Raw genomic sequence first — 22,031 nt, 5'->3', positions numbered from 1 at the left:
GGAACCACGTTCACAGCCCCAATGACCTTTCGCATGGTGGCGAAACCATAACGACCCGCCCGCGGTGCCCCCGACACTCCGGAGCATGCCCACCTACCGCTCCCTGTTCCGCACCCCGGAGTTCACCCCGCTCTTCCTCGGCACGGCCGCGCAGACCGCCGCGCAGACCGTCGGCGGGCTCGCCCTCGGCACGCTCGTGTACCGGGCGACCGGCTCCCCGCTGCTGTCCGCGGTGAGCATGTTCGGCCCCTCGCTCGCCCAGGTGCTGGGCGCGACGGTCCTGCTGTCCGGCGCCGACCGCCTTCCCCCGCGTACGGCCCTGTCGGCGATCGCACTGACCTTCGCGGCCGGTACGGCGTTCCAGGCGCTGCCCGGCCTGCCGGTCGGCGTGGTCCTCGCCGTCGTCCTCGTCCTCGGCCTCGTGGCCTCGCTCGGCGGCGGGGTCCGCTGGGGCCTGCTGAACGAGATCCTGGCCAAGGAGGGCTATCTGCCCGGGCGTTCGCTGTTCAACATGATGAGCGGGCTCATGCAGATCGCCGGGTTCGCCACCGGCGGCGCGCTGCTGACCGCGCTCTCCCCGAGGGTCTGTCTCCTGCTGTCGGCCGTCCTGTACCTGACGGCCGCGCTGGTGCTGCGCCTCGCCCTGACCGCCCGCCCGCCCCGCACCGCGGGCCGTCCCTCCGCGCGGGCGACCTGGCGTGCCAACTCCACTCTGTGGTCGTCCCGTTCGCGCCGCCTGACCTATCTGGGCCTGTGGCTGCCCAACGGCCTGGTGGTCGGCTGCGAGTCGCTCTACGTGTCGTACGCCCCGCACGCGGCCGGCACCCTGTTCGCCTGCGGGGCGCTCGGCATGTTCGCCGGGGACGTGACGGTGGGCCGCCTGCTGCCGCCTGCGGTGCGCCGCCGCCTGGCCGTCCCGCTGCTGCTCCTGCTGGCGACGCCGTACCTGCTGTTCGCCGCGCACCCGCCGCTGCCGGTGGCGATGGTGTGCGTGACGCTCGCGTCGGCCGGCTTCGGCGCGAGCCTCGTCCAGCAGGAGCGGCTGATGGAGCTGACACCGGACGAACTCGCCGGCCAGGCCCTGGGGTTGCACTCCGCGGGCATGCTGACCATGCAGGGCGTGAGCGCCGCGCTGGCCGGCACGGTGGCCCAGGTCACCTCGCCCGCCGCGGGGATGACGACGATGGCGGCGGGCTCGGTCCTGGTGACACTGGCGCTGGCTACGGCCGGCCGTCGCTCTCCTGAGCCTGAGCCGGGTCTGAAGCAGGAGCCGGGGCCTGCTGCGGCGACTGGGGCGGCTGGGGCGGCTGGGGCGCGTCGGGGTTGAGGTCCGCGTCGATCTTCCGCACGGCCCGGTCGAAGTAGCGCAGCAGCTCGACGGGGAACGGCATGACGAGGGTGGAGTTCTTCTCGGCGGCCACCTCGACGACGGTCTGGAGGAGACGCAGCTGCATGGCCTCGGGAGTGTCCGACATGATCCGGGACGCGTTGGCGAGCTGCTGCGCGGCCTGGAACTCACCGTCGGCGGTGATGACCCGGGCCCGCCGCTCCCGCTCGGCCTCGGCCTGCCGCGACATGGACCGCTTCAGCGACTCCGGCAGCTGGACGTCCTTGATCTCGACGCGGTCGATGTGGATCCCCCAGCCCGCGGCCGGGCTGTCGATCATCAGCGCCAGCCCCTCGTGCAACCGCTCCCGGTCGCTGAGCAGGTCGTCCAGATCGCTCTTGCCGATGATGGACCGCAGGGAGGACTGGGCGACCTGCCCGACGGCGAAGACGTAGTCCTGCACCTCGATGGCCGCGCGCACCGGGTCGGTCACCCGGAAGTAGACGACGGCGTCGACCTTCACCGACACGTTGTCCTTGGTGATGCCCTCCTGGGTGGGCACGGGCATGGTCACGATCTGCACGTTCACCTTGCGCATCCGGTCGGCGAACGGGATCAGGAAGGTGATGCCGGGCTGCCGGTGGCTCGGCAGGGCCTTCCCCCACCGGAACACCACCCCGCGCTCCACCTGGTTGACGACCCGCATCCCGCTCTTCAGCACGAGCAACAGCAGCAATGCCACCACGACGACCGCCACCACGGTGCCCTCCATGGCACTCCCTTCCTCGCGACCGGCACGAACGCCGGTACGGACACCGGCAAGGACACCACCCGCGACCGGCCGGATGCGACCCCCGCGTCAGGACTCCGTCAAAATGCGGCGCCGGCGCGGGCCGTGGCACCGCGTCACCGGGGCGGGGCGTAGCCGCGGGTGCGGACGAGGCCGTGGGTGAGCCCGGCGAAGGCGCGGGCGGCGGCGCTGCGGTAGGCGCCCTCGCGGTGCAGGAGGGTGACGGTGCGCGGGGGCAGCGGCGGGTCGAGGGCGACGGGCGTGAGGTGGGGGTGGTCGTGGGTGACGGCGTCGGGCAGCACGGTCGCCACCGGGGTGCGCCGCACGATCTCGGTGAGGGCCTGCACGGAGTTGGCCTCGACCGCGATGCGCGGGGCGGTCCGCTGCCTGGCGAAGTAGGCGTCGATGTGGGCGCGGGTGGCGAAGTCGCCGCTGAGCAGCGCGAGTTGTACGTCCCTGAGGGCCCGCACCGGCAGCGGCTCCGGCAGCGCCCGCGGGTGGTGGGTGCCGGTGACGAGGCTGAGGGTCTCGGTGAACAGCGGCGTCGGGGCGACGCCGGGCAGGTGGGCGCCGCTGAACGCGATGCCGAGGTCGAGGTCGTCGGCGAGCAGGGCGGCCTCGATCCGGTCCTGGGTCGTCTCGGTCAGGGCCAGGCTGACGCCGGGGTGGCGGGCGTGGAGCGCGGCGGTGAGCGGGCCGACGAGGTAGGCGGTGAAGGTGGGGGTGACGCCCAGGCGCAGATGGCCGCGGGTGAGGTCCTGGACGTCGTGGACGGCTCGTTCGGCGGCGGCCAGGTCGCGCAGCGCGCGGCGGGCGTGCTCGGTGTAGACGGCGCCGGCGTCGGTGAGCCGTACCGTACGGCCGGTGCGGTCCAGCAGCTGCACGCCCAGGGTGCGCTCCAGCTGCCTGACCTGCTGGGAGAGCGTGGGCTGGGAGATGTGCAGGTCCTCCGCGGCACGGGTGAAGCTGCCGTGTTCGGCGACGGCGAGCAGATAACGCAGGTGACGCAGCTCCAGGACGGCCATGAACGCCACTGTAGCCGCAACTATAGATACGACCACTGACTCTCATGGCTATCAGCTCTTGGACTCTATAAGTCCAGGTCGTGCATGGTGGATTTCGCCGGCCCGCAGGGGTCGGTCACCACCGAAGGGAGTGCCCCATGCAGGACCTCGCCGAGGGTGTCGCCCGTTTTCAGCGGGACGTCTTCCCGGCCAAGGCGGAGCTCTTCGCCCGTCTGGCCACGCGGCACACGCCCCACACGCTGTTCATCGGCTGCTCCGACGCCCGCGTCGTCCCCGAGCTGATCACCGGGTGCGAGCCCGGTGAGCTGTTCGTCATCCGCACCGCCGGCAACCTGGTCCCGCCGCACACCCCGGGTGCCGACGGAGTGGCGGCGAGTATCGAGTACGCCGTCGGCGCACTCGGTGTCACCGACATCGTCGTCTGCGGCCACTCCGCGTGCGGCGCGATGACCGCCCTGGCCGAGGGGCACGACCTCAGTGACGCCCCGGCGGTCGCCACCTGGCTGCGGCACGCCGACGCCTCCCGGGCCCGCACCGCCACCCCCGGCGACGTGCCGTCCCTGGTACGGCAGAACGTGCTCGCGCAGCTGGCGAACCTGGCCACCCACCCGTCGGTCGCCCGCGCCCTGGCGGAGCGGAAGGCCACCCTGCACGGCTGGGTGTACGACATCGGCACCGGCCGCGTGACACACCTGCCCACCGAGGCCCCCGCCCCGGCCCCGGCTGCCTGACCCCTTTTGACCGACCCCCATCGAAAGAGAAGGAAGTACCGATCATGATGCACGCCCAGTTCGACCCCACCGCCCGTCAGGCCCTGGCCAACGCGGCCGTGGACGCCAAGACCCGCAAGAACCTCTCCTGGCAGCGGATCGCCGACGCGGCCGGCCTCTCCGTCGCCTTCACCACCGCCGCGGTCCTCGGCCAGCACGCCCTGCCGGAGGAGTCCGCCCGCGCCGTCGCCGAACTGCTCGGCCTGGACGAGGACGCGGCGATGCTGCTCCAGACCATCCCGGCCCGCGGCTCGATCCCCGGCGGCATCCCCACCGACCCGACCGTCTACCGCTTCTACGAGATGCTCCAGGTCTACGGCACCACCCTCAAGGCCCTGGTCCACGAGGAGTTCGGGGACGGCATCATCTCCGCGATCAACTTCAAGCTGGACGTGCGCAAGGTCGCCGACCCCGAGGGCGGCGAGCGCGCCGTCATCACCCTGGACGGCAAGTACCTGCCGACCAAGCCGTTCTGACCGTCGCCGCCGGGTGCGGGCGTGTGGTGGTGAAGTGGACGTCCGAGGCGTGAGTTGTGGGTGAGGTGTAACAGTTTCGGCCCGCCGCGCTCTGTCCAAGCGGACGACCGCCCCGGTCGTCCAGGACAGGGGACACGACTCGTGCAGTGGACGAACGGAAACGGCGGACCGTACGGCGAGGATCCGTACGCCGGCGCCGGGTACGCGTATGCCTACGGCCACGAGGGGTACGGCGGCGAGGGCTACGGCTACGAGACGTACGGCTACGAGACGTACGGCAGCGACACGGCCACGCTGACCTGGGACCCGACGCGGTCGACGCAGTGGGCGCAACCGCACCCGACGGCATGGGACGGCGCAGGCGGTCCGGCGTGGCAGGCCGCCCGCGGCGACGTCCTCACCGCGACCGGCCCGGAGAGCGACACACAGCCCATCCCCTTCGTTCCGGTGCCGGCACCGGAGTCTGAGCCGGTCCCGGACACGCCGGAGCACGAGTCGGCGCGGCCGGTCTTCGTGGACACCTCGGGGCGACGCCAGCGCCGCGTGATGCGCGCCGCACGGCTGCTGGTGATCCCCGCCGGCGGCTATGTCGCCCTGCTGATCAGCACCGTGCTGGGCGGCCCTGGTGGCAGCGCCCCCTTCGTCCCGCAGCCGGACGCCGCGCACCGGGCGACGCCCCGCGTGACCGCCTCCGACTCCCCGTCCGGGCCCGGCCACTCCGCCGGGCGTGCGGGCTCGGCCGCAGGGCACCCCGACTCCCGTCCCACGGCGCGGCGGACCGCCCCGCCCGTCCGGCCGACGGCCTCGACCGCCCCCGCGACCACCGCACCCACCAGGGCCACTTCCCCGACGGCCACCGCCAGTGCGACCCCGACCATCTCCTCCCGGGGGCGTGCCCGCGGGACGTCCCACAAGCCCGTGAAGTGACCCAAGGCCCTGACGTGACCGATCGACGCCGCCGTACCGCTCCTGCCCGCCGCCACGGCCGCACCCGCCAGATCACCCCTCGCGCCCACTGGCTGCTGCTGAGCGTGCTCGCGGTGACCCTGTCGACGGCCCTCCTGCTCCAGGGGTACACCCATCACATGTTCGGGATCACCTCGGACGACGTGACCGGTGCCCGTGGCCGCAGCGAGGCGGTGCCCGCCCAGGTGGCCGACGGCGGTCCGGTGATCGCGAACGCCGCGGGCGCCGTGCACACCGCCCGGCCCCGGGACCGCACCATCGCCCTCACCTTCGACGACGGGCCCGACCCCGTCTGGACCCCGCGCATCCTCGACGTGCTGCGCCGCAACCATGTGCGCGCGACCTTCTTCGTCGTCGGAACCCAGGTGGTGGCCCACCCGGAGCTGGTCCGCCGGATCGTCGCCGACGGCCACCAGATCGGCATCCACACCTTCACCCACCCCGACCTCTCCCGCCTCGCCCCCTGGCAGCGCTCCCTGGAACTCCACGAGACCCAGCTGGCGCTGGCCGGCGCGGCCGGGGTCACCAGCGCGCTGCTGAGGCCGCCTTACTCCTCGAAGAACGACGCGCTGACCGACGCCGACTGGTCCGTCCTCAAGCAGGCCGACACGGCGGGCTACGTCACGGTGCTCTCCACCCAGGACGCCGAGGACTGGCAGCGTCCCGGCGTGGACCGCATCCTCGCCAACGCGACTCCGCACGGGCACGCCGGACAGATCCTGCTGATGCACGACGCCGGCGGTGACCGCTCCCAGACCGTCACCGCGCTGAACACCCTGATACCGCGGCTCAAGGCACAGGGCTTCCGGTTCGCGACGGTCGGCGCCGCAGTCGGCATGGCGGGGCCCGTCCAGCCCGCCGGCCTCGGCGAACACCTCCAGGGCATGGCCCTGGTGAACGCGTTGCAGGCCGGCGACTGGATCGTATGGCTGCTGGGCGTGCTGATGTACGCGGCCGGAGTGATCAGCGTGCTGCGCGCGGTGGTCGTGGTGCTCACGGCCCGCCGGCACCGGCGGCTGCGCAGGGCAGGACGCCGGGGCGGGTCCTGGGGGCCGCCGGTGACCGAACCCGTCAGCGTCATCGTCCCCGCGTACAACGAGAGCGCCGGGATCGAGGCGGCCGTGCGCTCCCTGATCGCCTCGGACCATCCGGCGGAGATCATCGTGGTGGACGACGGTTCCACCGACGGCACCGCCGACCTGGTGGAGTCGCTCCGGCTGCCGTGGGTGCGGGTGATCCGGCAGGAGAACGCGGGTAAACCGGCCGCCCTCAACACCGGCCTCGCCGCGGCCTCCTGCGACCTGGTCGTGATGGTCGACGGCGACACCGTCTTCGAACCGGACACCGTCCGCACCCTCGTGCAGCCCTTCGCCGACCCCCGCGTGGGCGCCGTCTCCGGCAACGCCAAGGTCGTCAACCGCGGTGGCCTGCTGGGTCGTTGGCAGCACATCGAGTACGTGGTCGGCTTCAACCTCGACCGCCGGCTGTTCGACCTCGCCGAGTGCATGCCGACCGTCCCGGGTGCGGTGGGCGCGTTCCGGCGTGGTGCGCTGCTGGATCTCGGTGGCGTCAGCGACGTCACCCTCGCCGAGGACACCGACCTCACCATGGCGCTGTGCCGGGCCGGCTGGCGCGTGGTCTACGAGGAGGGCGCGGTGGCCTGGACCGAGGCACCCGCTTCCCTCAGCGCCCTGTGGCGGCAGCGGTACCGCTGGTGCTACGGCACCCTCCAGGCGATGTGGAAGCACCGCGGCGCACTGCTCCAGCGCGGCGCCGCCGGCAAACTGGGCCGCCGCGGCCTGGGCTACCTCCTCCTCTTCCAGGTCCTGCTGCCCCTGCTCGCCCCGGCCGTCGACCTCTTCGCCCTGTACGGCCTGGTCTTCCTGGACCCGGTCCGGATCACCGCCCTGTGGCTCGGCTTCCTCCTCCTGCAACTCGGCATGGGCCTGTACGCGTTCCGCCTCGACGGAGAACACCCCGGCCCGCTGTGGAGCCTGCCGTTGCAGCAGTTCGTCTACCGGCAGCTCATGTACCTGGTGGTGATCCAGTCCGTCTTCACCGCCGTGTCCGGCTCGCGCCTGCGCTGGCAGCGCATGGAGCGCTACGGCAGCCTCCGGGCTCCCGCGGGAGCGGAACCCTTCCCGGACACCGGCACCGCGCCCGCCGCGCAGCCGCAGCCCGTGCCCCCGAGCCATGAGCAGGTCGACTCCAGTCCATGACTTGCTCATGAACGACACATGCACGTCCCGGAAAAGGCAAAGGAACGTCCCAGATTCAACATCCGTCTTGTTGACGCGACCCCGCCATCCGTACGTTCTGCGCGACCACGACGCGACACCCCGCGCCGTGGTGGCACCGCGCACCCCCCACAGCCCTTCCCGGTACACCCACCATGTGGAGGACGTACGTTGCGCAGAACCGTTTCCCTCACCGCCGTGGCCACGCTCGCCACGGCCGCCCTCGCCCTGGCCGCCCCCGTCGGCCAGGCCGCCCAGGCCACCGCCTCCCCGTCCCACGGCGTCTCCGTCGCCCGCGCCTGTGCGACTCCGACGAAGAAGGACCAGATGGCCTGCAACGCCCTTCAGGTCACCGCGGGCACCCCCGCCTCGGCGCACGCCGAGAGCGCCCTGACGGCCGCCGCCGCTCCCTCCGGCTACGGCCCCGCCTCGCTCCAGTCGGCCTACAACCTGCCCTCCGCGACCGGTGGTTCGGGCCAGACAGTGGCGATCGTCGACGCCTACGACGACCCCAGCGCCGAGTCCGACCTCGCCGTCTACCGCTCCCAGTACGGCCTGTCCGCCTGCACCACGGCGAACGGCTGCTTCAAGAAGGTGGACCAGAGCGGCGGCACCAAGTACCCGCGCGGCAACTCCGGCTGGGCCGAGGAGATCTCCCTCGACCTCGACATGGTCAGCGCGGCCTGCCCCAACTGCAAGATCCTCCTGGTGGAGGCCGGTTCGGCGAGCATGACCAACCTGGGCACGGCCGTGAACACCGCCGTCAGGCTGGGCGCCAAGTTCGTCTCCAACAGCTACGGCGGCTCCGAGTCCTCCAGCGACGCGTCGTACGACTCCACCTACTTCAACCACCCGGGCGTCGCCATCACCGTCTCCTCGGGAGACGGCGGCTACGGCGTCGAGTACCCGGCGGCCTCCACGTACGTGACGGCCGTGGGCGGTACGTCCCTGAAGACGGCCTCCAACACCCGCGGCTGGACCGACTCGGTGTGGAGCGGGGCGGGCTCCGGCTGCTCCGCCTACGACGCCAAGCCCAGCTGGCAGAAGGACTCCGGCTGTGCGAACCGCACGGTCGCGGACGTCTCGGCGGTCGCCGACCCCAACACCGGCGTCGCGGTGTACGACACCTACGGCCAGGGCAGCGGCTGGATGGTCTTCGGCGGCACCAGCGCCGCCTCCCCGCTGATCGCCGCGGTCTACGCGCTGGCCGGCACCCCGTCCTCCGGCTCCTACCCCTCCTCCTTCCCCTACGCCCACACCTCGGCCCTGAACGACGTCACCAGCGGCTCCAACGGCAGCTGCGGCGGCTCCTACCTCTGCACCGGCACCACCGGCTACGACGGCCCGTCCGGACTCGGCACACCGAACGGCACCGCTGCCTTCACCGGCTGAACATCCCCAGGGGACGGGCAGCCACCACGGAGGGCCGTAGCCACTGTGCCGCGGCCCTCCCGGCCCCGCACCACCGAGCCGGCGCCACCGCCGGCTCGGCCCACACGTCGGCCTGCCGGGTGCGGAGCAGGCCGGCCGGTTCGACGGTCGCCCAGGGGTGCCGCTGTGTGCTGCCGTCCGGGCTCGTTGATGTCAGCCGTGGACGTCAGAAGTCGGCAGACGGTGTCGGCTGGAGTCGTCAGGCGTCGGAGCCTTCCAGCAGTTCTTTCAACGCGGCCACGTCCTTGACGTTCGCCCGCCGCACAGCTGCAGCCATCATCGGAGCGCTCACTTTGGCAAGGCCGGATGGCTCGCCGCGGTTGCGCAGCGTCCACCGGCTGCCAGGTGTAGGTCGTCTCCATGGGAAACGGCCCCTGCGCGGTGCGCATCGCTCGGGATCTCGACACACGTGCTGCCTGCCCAGGAGTGACGCCTCCCCGGCGGTCGTCTGCCGCGGCTCCGGCTGCTCCACGGCGTGGCTGACGGTGACGCCGAACGCGGCCATGCGGTTCACGACACCCGCCCCGGAGTGCGGCCCGCCCTCGCGGAGAACGACGGGAGTGCCGGCGGTGAGGTCGTACGGCTCCCGGCTCGCCGACAGCTGCACGGGCCTGCCGTCGGCCAGGAACTCGTACGTCGTCCGCACGCACAGGCCGCCCGATCGCCTGATTCCCCGCTGCTCCCCGCTCGTTCCGGGGGTGCCGGCCAGACAGGGCGATGCCCCTGAGAACCGGGTCCGGTGTCACCGACCGGCGCTACCCTGAAGGGAGTTGGCGTGGTGTCAGTTGGTGGCGTCGGGGGAGGCCGGGATGACGGATGACGCAGACGGTGACGTCCTGTCGGTGCCCGGTGTGTCTTCCGCGCTGGAAGGCATGACCGCGTACGAAAGGGCTTGGGCCATACGCGTGCTGCCCTCGGCGTCGGCAAAGGACACGATGTTACTGAGGAGCTTCTCGACTCACCCGGACCAGGTCCAGGCGATCATCCGAGCACTCATGGCGGCAGACGTCGGACGACAATACGAGGATGCCCGGCAGCAGGTGGTGCAGTCCGCGGGCGAGGTCCACAACGTCTTCATCGGGGGTTACGACCCCACGGCTGCCCCGGCGCCCCAATCCGCTCCGGACAAGCCGAGCCTGGCCGAGCAGCGGCAGAAGTTCCACTTCGAGTTCCTGGACCACTCGCTGAAGCAGGCCGAGTGGACGTTCCGCCTGAGCGTGTGGTTCATGACGGGCGGGGCGGCGGTCATCCTCGTCGGGGCCGTCCTGGCGCTGCTGCACGCGGGCAGCCCCAGCCACGGCTACGTGCCCCTGGTGACGAGCCTGACGGGTGCGCTGATCACGGTCGGCGGCGGTGCGCTCGCGGTTCACGCCCGGCGTGCCAGGGCTCACGTGACCGAGCAGGCCCAGCGCATCGAGGACAAGATCGACGCTGACCACCAGCTTGAAACCGCGACGACCTTCATCGACCGCGTGAGCGACCCGGAAGCCAAGGACCGGCTCAACGCGGCAGCCGCCATGAAGGCGCTGAACATGCAGGCGAATCAGGCGATGGTGAACCGCCTGCTCCCCGGCGAGCAGCCCAGGGAAATCGAGCCCGGCGACGCCGCCGAATGAGCCTCGGACGCAAACCGGCCACCACCTGCGCGTTCCACTGGATCTGCGCCTGACCCGGCGTGGCCGCCGAGCCGGGCGATCTCACGGCTGTCCCGCAAAAGATCTCCGAGTGTCGTCATACGCTGCGTCGAAGCACTGCGCCTGCGGCCCGCGCAGCGCGGACCCGTCGTACATCCGTTCCTGACCGCCTCCGCGAGGCGGGACGCATAGCTGCTGGCCAAACAGCGATCAGGCCGCACGTGAGGAGATCCGTCCGGTCGATCTTCATGACCGGCGATGAGTTACTTCGCCTGCCTCCGTCTTACCTGGTGAAGACCAAGGAAGCGGAGGCATGGGATGAGCAGGTCCACTCACATCACACAGGTGGCCACGATCGGGATCCGCGTCACCGATCAGCACAAGGCGGTCGAGTTCTACGTCGGTGAGCTCGGCTTCGAAGTACGCCGGGACGTGCCCTTCGGTGACGGGCGCTGGATCGAGGTCGCGCCGCCTGGTGCGACGACGACTGTCGCGCTCGTTCCCGAAGGGGTCCCGACTGGCATCCGTCTTACGACCCGGGATGCCGACGCCGATCACGCGGACCTGCGCGCACGCGGCGTCGATGCGGATGCACAGGTCTTGCGGATGGGGCCCGCAGTGCCGCCGATGTTCGCTGTGCGTGACCCGGACGGCAACAGCCTCATCCTCATCGAAAGCTCCTGAACAGGCGGTATCCGTGATGGACAAGCAGTTCACCGCGACCCTGCAGAAGAGCCCGGACAAGGGCGGCTGGAGGACCTACGCTGTCCGGCGGTGAATGGTGCCGAACAAGACGGAAACTGTGACGGCCGCACTTCTCACCGCGGCACACGAGATGGCCCCTGCCGGTTGCCGGAGCCACCATCGTCGGCGGAGCTAGGCTGCCTCGGGCCGCGCTGCCCGCATGCCCGGGGCGGGCTCCTGTGCGTCCTCAAGGGGCAAGGTTTCGTCTTCCCCGAAATCGGGGGCCTGGAAGGGGTTGGTCGCCGGAGGCGGCGATGCTGCAGTGGAGCAGCGGGGTTGCCCTTCCAGGGCGGAGAACAGCGATGTCAGATCGATGAGAGGACTCTCTTTCGTCACAGGCCCCTGAAGGGTCCTGGTGTGCCGTGACCGGGCACAGCGGTCCTACAGCTTGGTCATCTTGGCGTACGGGCTCAGAATCCGCATTCGCGCCGAGCCGAAATCCACGAGCGCCGCGCCCCCGTCCTCGATGCCGGTCACTCGACCGAGGCCGTAGGGGCTGGCAGGCAGATGACGCTTCGGCGCAGCAGGCTTTGCCATGACTCAGTATGCGCCCACGTCCGTCCCGTCCGCTGTGGCCGTCGGCACGGATCCGGCGGCCCGATCGTGGGCGACCGCCCGCGTTGATGTCAGAAGTGGATGTCAAAGGCCATCTGCGGAGGTCCGTGGGTGGCCTTTTCCCTTGTGCCCCCGGCAGGATTCGAACCTGCGACACCCGCTTCAGGAGCATGATCATTGGATCATCGATCCTTTGCGTCGTCCACCAGGGACGAGAACTGGTCGGCGCTCATCTGGACGCGCCGGCCGAAGTCGTCGGTCATGGTGTTCCGCCTCCGTGGACATGAGGTCGCGGCGTCCGGTGCCCGGACCGGTCCGGGGGGCCGCAGGGGGCTGCCCTCGGGATACCCGAAGCGGACGTGGCGGACGCGCGCCCCGTCGTGTGCGGAGGCGCGGAGGGCTGCGGGTGCGCTCGCGCTCCTCCGGCCGCTTCCGATGCTTCGATATCGCCGGGGTGGCCGGGAACTGGACCGCACGTGCGTCCGACTCCTAAGGAGGGGGGCGATGACCAGGTAGTTCGTGGGCGGTGATGCATGTGCGTAGACAGGGGGCGGTGAGGCCCCTCGGTCGCGTGGCGGCATCGGGTGCCGTGAGTGTGTCCTGGGCGGTGCGAAGCGTGCGCGCGGCGGTGTTCGCTGTGCTGTGCGTGCTGCTCGCCGTCGGGGGGCATGCCCTGGCCACGGGTGCCGCACCGCCGGTGTGGGTGCAGGTCGCCGCGTTCGCGTCGGTCTTCGCGGCCGGCTTTCTGCTGGGCGGTCGGGAGCGGTCGCTGGCCGGCATAGGCGTCGGGACGCTGGCCGCCCAGGGTGGGCTGCACCTTGGCTTCCACGCCGCGCGGCCACAGCACGTCGCGATGGCTGTGCACGGCATGCGGATGGCCCATGGCCATGCGCTGACGCCGCACGCCACCGCCGCCCATGTCGGGGCGGCCGTGCTGCTGACCTGGTGGCTGCGGCGCGGTGAGGCCGCGTTGTGGTCGCTGCTGCGGTGGGCGGTCGCGTTCGTACCGGGGCTTGTCGCCTGGTGGCAGGTGACCGGTGGGGTGCGGAGCGTGCCGGACGCGCCGGGGCTCGTGGGGCGGGCCGGTGGTGAACCGTGGTCGGTGCGACAGGTACGGCTGAGGCATGCGGTTCACCGGCGGGGGCCGCCGACGGGGATGTCGTACGCGATCTGACCCGACATCCGCTCTCAGTACGGAGATTCATCACCTCATGTCCCCGAACCGCATCGCCCTGCGCCGTGCCGGCACCGTCACCGCGCTGACCGCCGCCGGACTCCTCGCCGCCGCCGGCGTCGCCTCCGCCCACGTCACCGTCCACCCCGACAGCTATGCCAAGGGCGCCACCGACGGCGTGCTGACCTTCCGCGTGCCCGACGAGGAGGACAACGCCGGCACGAACAGGGTCCAGATCTTCCTGCCCACCGACCACCCTGTTCTCGGTGTGCTGGTCCACCCGCAGGACGGCTGGACCGCTCAGGTCACCAACACCAAGCTCAAGACGCCCGTGAAGACCGACGACGGCACCATCACCGACGCCGTCTCCGAGATCACCTTCACCGGCGGCAAGATCGGGCCGGGCCAGTACGAGGACTTCAACGTGGCCTTCGGGCAGCTGCCCGACGACACCGACCAGCTGACCTTCAAGGCCCTTCAGACGTACTCCGACGGCAAGACCGTCCGCTGGATCGAGACGCCCTCCGGCGGCCAGGAGCCGGAGAACCCGGCGCCCGTCCTCAAGCTCACCGCCAAGGGCGCGGACGAGAGCGGCAGCACCTCGACCGGCTCGCCGGCGAACTCGAAGAGCTCCGCGAGCGCCAAGGCGACCGCTTCGAGCAGCGACTCGACCGCCCGGGGCCTCGGCGTCGGCGGGCTGGTCGTGGGCGTGCTGGGCCTGGCAGCGGCCGTGTTCGCCGTCCTGCGCGGCCGCTCCACGGGATCCCGGGCCGAATAGCGCAGGTGCCCTGCCGACAGCCGGAACCCGGAAACCGTCGGCAGGGCTCCCGTCCTTCGACGCGCGACGCCAGAGCACGGTTGTTCGTTACGTGACGTGCGCCATAGGTGTGCTCCGGAACTCGGGCGTCCGGTGGCCCGACTCCTGAAGCGGTACGGCTCGATCCGGCCGGCGCCGTACGACGTGATCTGGAGACGCGGTTGATGGACGAATCCCGGCAATCCTCCTCCAACGCGGGTGCGGTGCTGCGGAAGCTGGTCCCACCGCCCGCCCTGTGCGGGTTCCTTCTCCTGCTGGCACTGATGTTCGCGGTGTCGTATGCCGTCGGTGCCGCCGCCGGACCCGTCGCCCCCGGTATGCACGGCACAGGGGTACGGCCCGGCGGCGACGGCAGTGGAGGCGGAGGCGCCGACGACATGGGTGACATGCACGGGGGAGGCCACTGATGGGAGCGGAACCCGTGGGCACCCTCGTCACGACCGACCTGACCGTCGGCGGCATGACCTGCGCGGCCTGTGTGAGGCGGGTCGAGAAGAAGCTCGGCAAGCTCGAAGGGGTCACGGCGACCGTCAATCTGGCCACCGGGCGGGCCCGGGTGAGCCATCCGGCGCAGATCAGTGCGGCGGAGCTCGTCGCGGCCGTCGAGAAGGCGGGCTATACGGCCGCCCTCCCCGAGCCGCCCAGGAAACAGAAGCGCGAGGACGACGCCGAGGGCGAGGGCGCCCGGCAGGAGCGCGACCGGCTGGTGATCACCGCGCTCCTCGCGCTGCCGGTGCTGGTGCTGTCGATGGTGCCCGGCCTCCAGTTCCGGAACTGGCAGTGGCTGTGCCTCATGCTCGCGGCACCCGTCGCGGTGTGGGGTTCCCTTCCCTTCCATGTACGGGCGGTACGCGGGCTGCGGCACTCGGCGGCGACCATGGACACCCTGGTGTCGCTGGGCGTGGTGGCCTCTTTCTCCTGGTCGGCGTACGCGCTCTTCCTCGGCGGTGCCGGTGAGCCCGGGATGCGGATGCCGTTCACCCTCGTGCCCTCCGCCTCGGAGGGCGCCGCGCACATCTACCTCGAAGCGGCCGTCGGCGTACCGCTGTTCGTCCTGGCCGGCCGGTTCCTGGAAGCGCGTGCCCGGCGCGGAACGGGGGCGGCGCTGAGGTCGCTCGCCCAGCTCGCGGCCAAGGAAGTCTCCGTGCGCGAGGACGGCGTCGAACAGCTGGTTCCCATCGAGCAGTTGGGCGCCGGACAGGTCTTCGTCGTACGGCCCGGAGAGAGGGTCGCCACCGACGGCGTGGTCGTGGAGGGCGCCTCAGCCGTGGACCTGTCCCTGGTCACCGGCGAGAGCGAGCCGGTTGAAGTGGGTACGGGTTCGGCCGTGGTCGGCGGGGCCGTCAACGCCGGCGGCCTGTTGCTCGTCCGGGCCACCGCCGTCGGCGCCGACACCCAGCTCGCCCGGATCACCCGCCTGGTCACCGAGGCACAGGCGGGCAAGGCGCGGGCGCAGCGGATGGCCGACTCGGTGGCCGGCGTCTTCGTGCCCGTCGTGCTGGCGCTGGCCGTCACGGCGCTCGGCTTCTGGCTCGGTGCCGGAGCCGATCCTCAGGCGGCCGTCACCGCGTGCGTGGCGGTGCTCGTCGTCGCCTGCCCCTGCGCACTCGGCCTGGCGACCCCGACCGCGCTGATGGCCGCGACCGGTCGGGGTGCTCAGCTGGGCGTGCTCGTCAGTGGGCCGCAGGCTCTGGAGGGGCTGCGGCACATCGACGCGGTCGTATCGGACAAGACCGGCACTCTCACCTCCGGCCACATGAGTGTCGCCCGGGTGACCGCTGTGCCCGGCGGGCTCGGGAAGGAGGCGGTGTTGCGGCTGGCCGGAGCTGTCGAGCAGGGCTCGGAGCACCCGCTGGGCCGAGCCGTCGCCGCGTATGCCGGACGGGCCGCGCAGGGACAGCCGACGCCGGACGTGACCGAGTTCGGCGCCACACCGGGGCAGGGGGTGCGCGGCCGGGTCGAAGGCCGCCTGGTCGAAGTCCTCGTGCCGGACGATGACTTGCCCACGGTCCTCGCGGACGCCGTGTCCGGGGCCGAGGCCGCCGCCCACACACCCGTCCTGGTCCGCGTCGACGGCGTGGCCGAGGCCCTGATCGAGGTCGGGGACGTCGTACGCCCCGGAAGCTACCGTGCCATGGAGCGCCTGCGGCGGCTCGGCGTCCGACCGGTGCTCGCCACGGGCGACCGGGAGGCGCCCGCGCAGGCCGTCGCGTCGGCTCTGGGCATCGACGAGGTGCATGCCCGCTGCACCCCCGAGGGCAAGGCCGACCTCGTACGGGATCTGCAGGAGCAGGGCTACCGGGTCGCGGTGATCGGCGACGGGGTCAACGACGCCGCCGCCCTCGCCGGTGCCGACCTCGGCATCGCCATGGGCAGCGGCACCGACGTGGCCATCGGAGCGGCCGACGTGACGCTGGTGCGCGGCGACATCGAGGCCCTCACGGACGCGGTTCGGCTGGCCAGGCGCACCCTGGGCACCATCCGCGCTAACCTCGTGTGGGCGTTCGGCTACAACGTCGTCACCGTGCCGCTCGCCATGGTCGGCCTGCTCGACCCGATGTTCGCCGCGGCCGCGATGTCGGCCAGCTCGCTGCTGGTGGTCGGCAACAGCCTGCGACTGCGCGCCTGGCAGCCCTCGCCCGCCCGGAGGCAGACCCGATGACCGAGCAGAACCCCTGGCGGCCGTCGCGCCGCCGGCTGACCGACACTCTGCTCGCCGCGGCCGTGCCCGTGGCCGCGTGCAGTCTCGCCCTGGGCGGCCTGACCACCTGGGTCGGGGCCGGGAAGGCGGGCAGCCCGGCACGGATCGCCGTCACGTCCGGGCGGGTGTTCCTGCCCTACGGCGGCAGCACGGAGACCGCGGCGTTCTTCGACGTCTCCAACCTCGGCGGCGCGGACGACCGACTGGTGAAGGTGACGTCCACCGACACGCGCGGAGAGATCACCCTGAGCCGTCACCGCGCCACCGACAGCGGGGCCGCGTACAAGGCCGACGTGAACTCGGTGACGCTCCCCGCCGGTGGCGAGCTGTCCATGTCCCCGCACGGCGTGGACCTGACCCTGCGGGCGCGCGCTGGGTGGCAGGCAGGTGACCTGGTGTCGTTCACGCTGCACTTCGAGCGCAGCGCGCCGGTCAGGACGATCGCGGTGGTGATCCGCTCCGGCGACGGAGTCTCCTGATCAGCCGCCCCACGAGGGCAGTTCGGCCTTGCCGGGTTCGCTGCTGCCGGAAAACCGCGGCCGGAAAGTGCTTCCCGGAGAGATGTCGGGTAGGAACCCTCGTCAGTTCCGGCGCGGCGTCGTGGTCTGGATCACAGGCCGGGTACTGAGTGCGGTGCCCGGTGGATTTCCGTACCCACGCATGACGGCCGAAGCCCGGATGCGAGGATGAGGCGCCATGACAGCAGGGTGGTGTGCTCGCACGATTCGGGCCGCGGTGTTCGCGGCCGTCTGTGTGCTGCTCGCCGCCCTGGGCCACGTCCTGATGTCCGGGAGCGACGTGCCCGCGTGGGCGCTGGCCGCAGGCGTGGCCGTCACCGGTGCCGTCGGCTGGTGTCTGGCGGGGCGTGAACGCGGGCTGCCGTTGATCGTGACGGCCGTGGTCGCCGCCCAGGCCGGGCTGCACGAGGCGTTCTCCTACGCGCAGTCGGCATCCGGCGGTTCGGCCTCCGCGGACATGAGCGGCATGGGCTCCATGGGCATGGGGCACACGGGCATGAGCCACATGGACCACGCGGGTCGGATGGGCCACGCGGGACACATGGGGCACTCCATGGACGGCGGCTCGTCGTCGTTCGGCATGCTCGCCGCTCACCTGCTCGCCGCGCTGCTGTGCGGGTTGTGGCTGGCGTACGGCGAGAGGGCTGCCTTCCGGATCCTGCGGGCGGTGGCCGGATGGCTGGCGGCGCCGCTGCGACTCCTGTTCGCTTCACCCGTCACCCCGCACCGCCCGCGCGTCCGCCTGCGGCGCCGTCGCTCGGACCGGGCGCCGCGTCTGCTCCTTCTCGGCCACGCGATCACTTCTCGGGGTCCGCCGGTGGGGACGGCTGTCGTCTGAGGACAGCTGGTTTCCCGAGGCTGCCCGTCTGCGCCTCGGGCCACGGCCGTACGACCGCGCAGGCGTTGTAGCGCCACCGCGTCGTAGGGCCGTCTCCCCTCTTTCACCGGACCTCGCGCTTTTGCCGGCCGTTGGTCCGGATCACGGTTGACCCTAGAAGGACACCAGGTGATTACCTCTGCCCTGCCCGCGTCGCGCGTCAAAAGCGACAAAGCGGCAGCACTCGACGAATCGATCACCGCCTGGGCGCTGGCCGCCCGCGGCGGTGACGCGGACGCGGTCGAGCAGTTCGTGGGCGCCCTGCACCGCGACGTCCAGCGCTACGTCACGCACCTTTGCGGCGATCCCCAGGCTGCGGACGATCTGGCCCAGGACACCTTCCTGCGGGCGCTCGGCAGCCTGCACCGGTTCGAGGGGCGTTCCTCGGCCCGGGCCTGGCTGCTGTCCATCGCCCGCCGCGCGGTGATCGACAGCTACCGCTACGCCGCAGCCCGGCCGCGTCAGTCGGACGTACCGGACTGGTGTACGGCCATCGAGCTGGCTCAGCCGTGCGACCTGCCGGGTTTCGACGACGGCATCGCACTGCTCGATCTGCTGGCTTCGCTGCCCGATGACCGGCGGGAGGCGTTCATCCTCACGCAGCTGCTCGGCCTGCCCTACGCGGAGGCCGCCGAGATCAGCGACTGCCCGGTCGGCACGGTCCGCTCCCGCGTGGCCCGCGCCCGGGCGGCCCTGATGGACCTGCTCGACGAGGCGGAGAGGCCCGCCGCGCTGGCGGCCTGACGCTCCGGGAGGGTGTCGGCGCCGGCCGGGAAAACCCCGGCACCGACACCCTCGTCCGCACCTGGGAACGGTTCTCCTGAGCCGTGCCGCCAGCTTTTCGGGAACTCACGGGAACTCGCGTGACGTTCGCCCCGACTTCTGGAGCGGGTGACGGAGGTTCGCCCGCGTACCGAGTGGATCCGGGAGTTGTTCGATGCGTTCTCGTGTGTGGGGCTCTGCGGCGGCCGTCGCGCTCGGTGGCCTGCTGGCGGCGGGCTGTGGCGGCGGGGACCGCGGAAACACGGACACCGGAAGCGAGGGCGCGGGGAAGGCCAAGGACTCCGTCTCGGGCGCCTACCCGGTGTCCGTCACCGACTGCATGGGTGCCAAGGCCACCTTCTCCGCCGCTCCGAGGAAGATCGTCACCAGCAACGCCTCCAGCCTGGAGCTGCTGCTGCGCCTCGGTGCCGGTGACAAGGTGATCGGCACCGGCTTCCCGCCCGGCAAGGGCACCTTGCCCGGCGCCCTCGGCACGCAGGCGCAGAAGGTGAAGGTGCTGAGCCAGACCGTGATCCCGAAGGAGAAGTTGCTCGGCTCCGGCGCCGACCTGTACATCGACACCTTCGCCTCCATGGGCAGCATGGGCGGTGGTGGGATGGGGGACGCGCCGACGGCGGAGGAGTTCCATGCCGCCGGAATCAAGCACATCTACCTGAAGTCCACCGCCTGCGCGGCACAGAGCAAGAGCCCGGTGACCGACCTGTCCGCGGTGGAGGCCGACATCACCTCCCTCGGCGCGGTCACCGGCACGAGCGCGCGGGCGAAGGAACTCGTCGCCGGGATGAAGGAGAAGGTGGACGCCGTCCAGAAGGCGGTCGGCGGCACGGCGGAGGACAAGCGGCCGACGTACTTCTTCTTCGACTACGACGCCGGCACCAAGCAGCCCTCCGTCACCTGCAACCGCCAGGTCGCCAACGCGGTGATCACCCTGGCCGGGGCCCGCAACGTCTTCGCCGACTGCGACGGCGACTACAAGCAGGTCGGCTGGGAGGACGTGATCGCCAAGAACCCGGACTGGATCCAGCTCGGGGTCCGCGACCGGGGCAGCGAGGCGGCGAACAAGAAGGCGTTCGACGAGGCCGAACAGTGGCTGAAGTCCGACGCGGCGACCAAGGGGCTCAAGGCGGTGAAGGAAGGCCACCTCCTGCGCGTCGGCTCCGAACAGACGACCATCGCGGGAGTCGAGAACGCCGACACGGTCGAGGAGATCGCCAAGGCCCTCTATCCGGGCAAGGTCGGCTGACCATGCCCTCCACGCTGGTGCGCCGGAAAGCCTCAGCTTCACAAGAGCGCAGTCTGCCCGCGACGCCGCTGGCGGCGGTCCTCGCAGTGGTGCTGCTGGCCGCGCTGACGGCCGCGGTGGCCTGGGGCTCGACGTCCATTCCGCCCGGCGAGGTGTGGGGCGTGGTGTGGCGCAGACTGTCCGGTGAGGCGCCGCGGCCCGGCACGAACGACTTGATCGTCTGGCAACTTCGCGTTCCGCGCGCTCTGCTCGCCGCTCTCGTCGGCGCCGGGCTCGGTGTCGTCGGTACGGCCGTACAGGCGCTGGTGCGCAACCCGCTGGCGGACCCGTATCTGCTGGGGATCTCCAACGGGGCCTCCCTCGGTGCGGTCGCCGCGATCGTGCTCGGTGTCGGGGCGGGCGGGACGCTGGGGCTGGGCCTGTCCGGCGCGGCCTTCGCCGGGGCGCTGGCCACTTTCGTGCTGGTGTGGGCGGTGGCCCGGCGCGGCGGGGGCTTCGCACCGCTGCGGCTGGTGCTGGCCGGGGTGGCGATCGGCCAGTTCCTGTCCGGCTTCACCAGCTACCTGGTGCTGCAGGCCGGGGACGAGCAGCAGACGCACGGCGTGCTGTTCTGGCTCATGGGCAGCCTCAGCGGTGCGAACTGGCAGATGCTCGCGGTCCCCGCCGTCGCCGTGCCCATCGCTCTGCTCTGGCTGCAGGCGCGCGCCCGCGGACTGAACGCCCTGCTGATGGGCGACGAGACGGCCGCCGGCCTCGGCATCGACGTCACCCGGCTGCGCCGCGAACTGTTCACCGTCACCAGCGTGCTGACCGGCGTCCTGGTCGCCGTCTCCGGCGCGATCTCCTTCGTCGCCCTGATGGTGCCGCACGTCTGCCGCCTGGTCGTCGGCGGTGACCACCGCCGCCTGCTGCCGGTCTCGGCCCTCTTCGGGGCGGTGCTCCTGGTCGTGGTCGACATCGTCTGCCGTACGGCCATGGACACACAGGAGCTGCCCGTGGGCGTGGTCACTTCGCTGCTCGGGGCTCCGGCCCTGCTGTATCTGCTGGACCGGCGCCTGGGGAGCGGTAGTTGAGGCTCGACATCGAGGACCTGCACGTCGCCTACGCCGGCCGTACGGTCGTCGCGGGCGCCCGCTTGATCGCCGCCGAGGGCGAGATCACCGGCCTCGTCGGGCCGAACGGCAGCGGCAAGTCCACCCTCCTGCGCACCGTCTACCGGCACCTGAAGCCCACCGCCGGGCGAGTACTTCTGGCCGGCACCGATCTGCGCGAGCTGAGCCCGGTCGAGTCGGCGCGGCACGTGGCCGCTCTCCCGCAGGAGCGGGGGAGCGACTTCGAGCTGAGTGTGCGCGAGGTCGTCGCCATGGGCCGCACCCCCTACAAGCGAGCCTTCGCCGGTGAGGACGCCGCCGACCGGGACATCGTCGCCCGCGCCTTGGCCGACGTCGGCATGGACGAACAGGCGGGGCGCCGGTTCACGGCCCTGTCCGGAGGGGAACGCCAACGCGTCCTGCTCGCAAGGGCCTTCGCCCAGAACCCCGACATCCTGGTCCTCGACGAGCCGACCAACCACCTCGACATCCGCCACCAGGTCGAACTGCTCGCCCTGCTGCGTGCGCAGCGCCGTACGACCCTGGTGTCGCTGCACGACCTCAACGCCGCCGCCTCCGTCTGCGACCGCCTCCACGTCCTGCACACCGGATCGGTCGTCGCCTCCGGCCCGCCGCGCGAGGTTCTCACGCCCTCCTTGATGGCGGAGGTGTTCGGGGTGCGGGCGGCCGTGGTCGACCACCCCCTCACCGGGGATCCCCTGATCGCCTTCGACCACCGGGCACCCGCCGGCGCGGAGCCGGCTGTGGCAGTGGAGACGCACACCGGCGCGTGAACGCGATGGGGCCCGACTGATCGATGGGGTCAAATCCAGCCTGTCCGCCATGTTTTTGGGACAGGTCCGGGAACTCAC

General features: G+C 71.6%; 20 protein-coding genes and 1 pseudogene. 18 read left to right on the top strand and 3 right to left on the bottom strand.

The genetic code is table 11. The annotated features are described in order from the left end of the window. Window positions 1–85 precede the first annotated feature (85 nt). Window positions 86–1,327: an MFS transporter gene (locus ACFC8N_RS08475; protein ID WP_376287503.1), complete on the top strand. Its 1,242-nt coding sequence runs from the start codon at window positions 86–88 to the stop codon at window positions 1,325–1,327. Here the strand turns inward: ACFC8N_RS08475 and ACFC8N_RS08470 are convergent. Both ACFC8N_RS08470 and cynR read right to left on the bottom strand, forming a co-directional pair. After that, window positions 1,221–2,099: a slipin family protein gene (locus tag ACFC8N_RS08470; RefSeq protein WP_376287501.1), complete on the bottom strand. Its 879-nt coding sequence runs from the start codon at window positions 2,097–2,099 to the stop codon at window positions 1,221–1,223. The two genes, ACFC8N_RS08475 and ACFC8N_RS08470, sit on opposite strands and share 107 nt — an antisense overlap. 134 nt (window positions 2,100–2,233) lie before the next feature. Continuing rightward, complete coding sequence (gene cynR / locus ACFC8N_RS08465; RefSeq protein WP_376287499.1) at window positions 2,234–3,142, bottom strand: transcriptional regulator CynR; 909 nt, start codon at window positions 3,140–3,142, stop codon at window positions 2,234–2,236. A gap of 137 nt (window positions 3,143–3,279) precedes the next feature. Between cynR and ACFC8N_RS08460 the strand changes: the two genes are divergently transcribed. The 5 genes from ACFC8N_RS08460 (at window position 3,280) to ACFC8N_RS08440 (ending at window position 8,983) form a co-directional block, all read left to right on the top strand. Next, window positions 3,280–3,873 carry a carbonic anhydrase gene (locus tag ACFC8N_RS08460; protein ID WP_356019964.1) on the top strand — a complete coding sequence of 198 codons (594 nt, stop codon included), beginning with the start codon at window positions 3,280–3,282 and terminating at the stop codon, window positions 3,871–3,873. 44 nt (window positions 3,874–3,917) lie between these two features. Beyond that, a complete protein-coding gene (gene cynS / locus ACFC8N_RS08455) occupies window positions 3,918–4,388 on the top strand; it encodes a cyanase (RefSeq protein ID WP_356019962.1) in 471 nt (156 codons plus the stop codon). Window positions 4,389–4,529: 141 nt separating this feature from the next. After that, window positions 4,530–5,315: a hypothetical protein gene (locus ACFC8N_RS08450; RefSeq protein ID WP_376287497.1), complete on the top strand. Its 786-nt coding sequence runs from the start codon at window positions 4,530–4,532 to the stop codon at window positions 5,313–5,315. A 14-nt stretch (window positions 5,316–5,329) separates the two neighbouring features. Further along, on the top strand, window positions 5,330–7,573 hold the full coding sequence (locus ACFC8N_RS08445) for a bifunctional polysaccharide deacetylase/glycosyltransferase family 2 protein (RefSeq protein ID WP_376287496.1): 2,244 nt from the start codon (window positions 5,330–5,332) through the stop codon (window positions 7,571–7,573). Between the two features lie 189 nt (window positions 7,574–7,762). Beyond that, on the top strand, window positions 7,763–8,983 hold the full coding sequence (locus tag ACFC8N_RS08440) for a peptidase S8 (protein ID WP_376287494.1): 1,221 nt from the start codon (window positions 7,763–7,765) through the stop codon (window positions 8,981–8,983). A gap of 451 nt (window positions 8,984–9,434) precedes the next feature. Here the strand turns inward: ACFC8N_RS08440 and ACFC8N_RS08435 are convergent. After that, window positions 9,435–9,847, bottom strand: a pseudogene (locus ACFC8N_RS08435) (hypothetical protein); the annotation flags it as partial. Here ACFC8N_RS08435 and ACFC8N_RS08430 point away from each other — a divergent pair. The 12 genes from ACFC8N_RS08430 (at window position 9,811) to ACFC8N_RS08375 (ending at window position 21,953) form a co-directional block, all read left to right on the top strand. Continuing rightward, entirely contained in the window at window positions 9,811–10,638 is an 828-nt protein-coding gene (locus ACFC8N_RS08430; RefSeq protein ID WP_376287492.1) for a hypothetical protein, read from the top strand. The pseudogene ACFC8N_RS08435 and the gene ACFC8N_RS08430 overlap by 37 nt on opposite strands. Window positions 10,639–10,974: 336 nt before the next feature. Then, complete coding sequence (locus ACFC8N_RS08425; protein WP_362816644.1) at window positions 10,975–11,340, top strand: VOC family protein; 366 nt, start codon at window positions 10,975–10,977, stop codon at window positions 11,338–11,340. A 1,204-nt stretch (window positions 11,341–12,544) separates the two neighbouring features. Further along, a complete protein-coding gene (locus ACFC8N_RS08420) occupies window positions 12,545–13,129 on the top strand; it encodes a hypothetical protein (protein WP_376287490.1) in 585 nt (194 codons plus the stop codon). 37 nt (window positions 13,130–13,166) lie between these two features. Beyond that, window positions 13,167–13,907 carry a YcnI family protein gene (locus tag ACFC8N_RS08415; protein ID WP_362816638.1) on the top strand — a complete coding sequence of 247 codons (741 nt, stop codon included), beginning with the start codon at window positions 13,167–13,169 and terminating at the stop codon, window positions 13,905–13,907. A gap of 203 nt (window positions 13,908–14,110) precedes the next feature. Beyond that, window positions 14,111–14,353, top strand: a complete 243-nt coding sequence (locus ACFC8N_RS08410; protein ID WP_356019947.1) for a hypothetical protein — start codon at window positions 14,111–14,113, stop codon at window positions 14,351–14,353. After that, the gene (locus ACFC8N_RS08405) at window positions 14,353–16,608 is read left to right on the top strand and encodes a heavy metal translocating P-type ATPase (RefSeq protein WP_376287488.1); all 2,256 of its coding nucleotides are present in this window, start codon (window positions 14,353–14,355) and stop codon (window positions 16,606–16,608) included. Before ACFC8N_RS08410 ends, ACFC8N_RS08405 begins: the two co-directional genes overlap by 1 nt. Beyond that, window positions 16,605–17,126: a copper chaperone PCu(A)C gene (locus ACFC8N_RS08400; RefSeq protein WP_356019944.1), complete on the top strand. Its 522-nt coding sequence runs from the start codon at window positions 16,605–16,607 to the stop codon at window positions 17,124–17,126. Before ACFC8N_RS08405 ends, ACFC8N_RS08400 begins: the two co-directional genes overlap by 4 nt. Before the next feature lie 217 nt (window positions 17,127–17,343). Continuing rightward, on the top strand, window positions 17,344–18,003 hold the full coding sequence (locus ACFC8N_RS08395) for a hypothetical protein (RefSeq protein ID WP_376287486.1): 660 nt from the start codon (window positions 17,344–17,346) through the stop codon (window positions 18,001–18,003). 168 nt (window positions 18,004–18,171) lie between these two features. Then, entirely contained in the window at window positions 18,172–18,786 is a 615-nt protein-coding gene (locus ACFC8N_RS08390) for a sigma-70 family RNA polymerase sigma factor (RefSeq protein ID WP_362816631.1), read from the top strand. A 193-nt stretch (window positions 18,787–18,979) separates the two neighbouring features. Next, window positions 18,980–20,068, top strand: coding sequence for an ABC transporter substrate-binding protein (locus ACFC8N_RS08385; protein ID WP_376287484.1), 1,089 nt, complete (start codon window positions 18,980–18,982; stop codon window positions 20,066–20,068). A gap of 2 nt (window positions 20,069–20,070) precedes the next feature. Next, on the top strand, window positions 20,071–21,141 hold the full coding sequence (locus tag ACFC8N_RS08380; protein WP_376287482.1) for a FecCD family ABC transporter permease: 1,071 nt from the start codon (window positions 20,071–20,073) through the stop codon (window positions 21,139–21,141). Further along, window positions 21,138–21,953, top strand: coding sequence for an ABC transporter ATP-binding protein (locus ACFC8N_RS08375; protein ID WP_376287480.1), 816 nt, complete (start codon window positions 21,138–21,140; stop codon window positions 21,951–21,953). Before ACFC8N_RS08380 ends, ACFC8N_RS08375 begins: the two co-directional genes overlap by 4 nt. Window positions 21,954–22,031 lie beyond the last annotated feature (78 nt).

Origin of the sequence: Streptomyces sp. NPDC055966, from assembly GCF_042269865.1 — a bacterium.
Classification (GTDB): Bacteria; Actinomycetota; Actinomycetes; order Streptomycetales; family Streptomycetaceae; genus Streptomyces.
This window is presented reverse-complemented; position numbering and strand designations above follow the sequence as displayed.

Coding starts and splice junctions, on each gene's coding strand:
- ACFC8N_RS08380 (WP_376287482.1), top strand. CDS start 20,071: ATGCCCTCCACGCTGGTGCGCCGGAAAGCCTCAGCTTCACAAGAGCGC.
- ACFC8N_RS08470 (WP_376287501.1), bottom strand. CDS start 2,099: ATGGAGGGCACCGTGGTGGCGGTCGTCGTGGTGGCATTGCTGCTGTTG.
- ACFC8N_RS08400 (WP_356019944.1), top strand. CDS start 16,605: ATGACCGAGCAGAACCCCTGGCGGCCGTCGCGCCGCCGGCTGACCGAC.
- cynS (WP_356019962.1), top strand. CDS start 3,918: ATGATGCACGCCCAGTTCGACCCCACCGCCCGTCAGGCCCTGGCCAAC.
- ACFC8N_RS08460 (WP_356019964.1), top strand. CDS start 3,280: ATGCAGGACCTCGCCGAGGGTGTCGCCCGTTTTCAGCGGGACGTCTTC.
- ACFC8N_RS08385 (WP_376287484.1), top strand. CDS start 18,980: ATGCGTTCTCGTGTGTGGGGCTCTGCGGCGGCCGTCGCGCTCGGTGGC.
- ACFC8N_RS08405 (WP_376287488.1), top strand. CDS start 14,353: ATGGGAGCGGAACCCGTGGGCACCCTCGTCACGACCGACCTGACCGTC.
- ACFC8N_RS08395 (WP_376287486.1), top strand. CDS start 17,344: ATGACAGCAGGGTGGTGTGCTCGCACGATTCGGGCCGCGGTGTTCGCG.
- ACFC8N_RS08415 (WP_362816638.1), top strand. CDS start 13,167: ATGTCCCCGAACCGCATCGCCCTGCGCCGTGCCGGCACCGTCACCGCG.
- ACFC8N_RS08475 (WP_376287503.1), top strand. CDS start 86: ATGCCCACCTACCGCTCCCTGTTCCGCACCCCGGAGTTCACCCCGCTC.
- ACFC8N_RS08425 (WP_362816644.1), top strand. CDS start 10,975: ATGAGCAGGTCCACTCACATCACACAGGTGGCCACGATCGGGATCCGC.
- ACFC8N_RS08410 (WP_356019947.1), top strand. CDS start 14,111: ATGGACGAATCCCGGCAATCCTCCTCCAACGCGGGTGCGGTGCTGCGG.
- cynR (WP_376287499.1), bottom strand. CDS start 3,142: ATGGCCGTCCTGGAGCTGCGTCACCTGCGTTATCTGCTCGCCGTCGCC.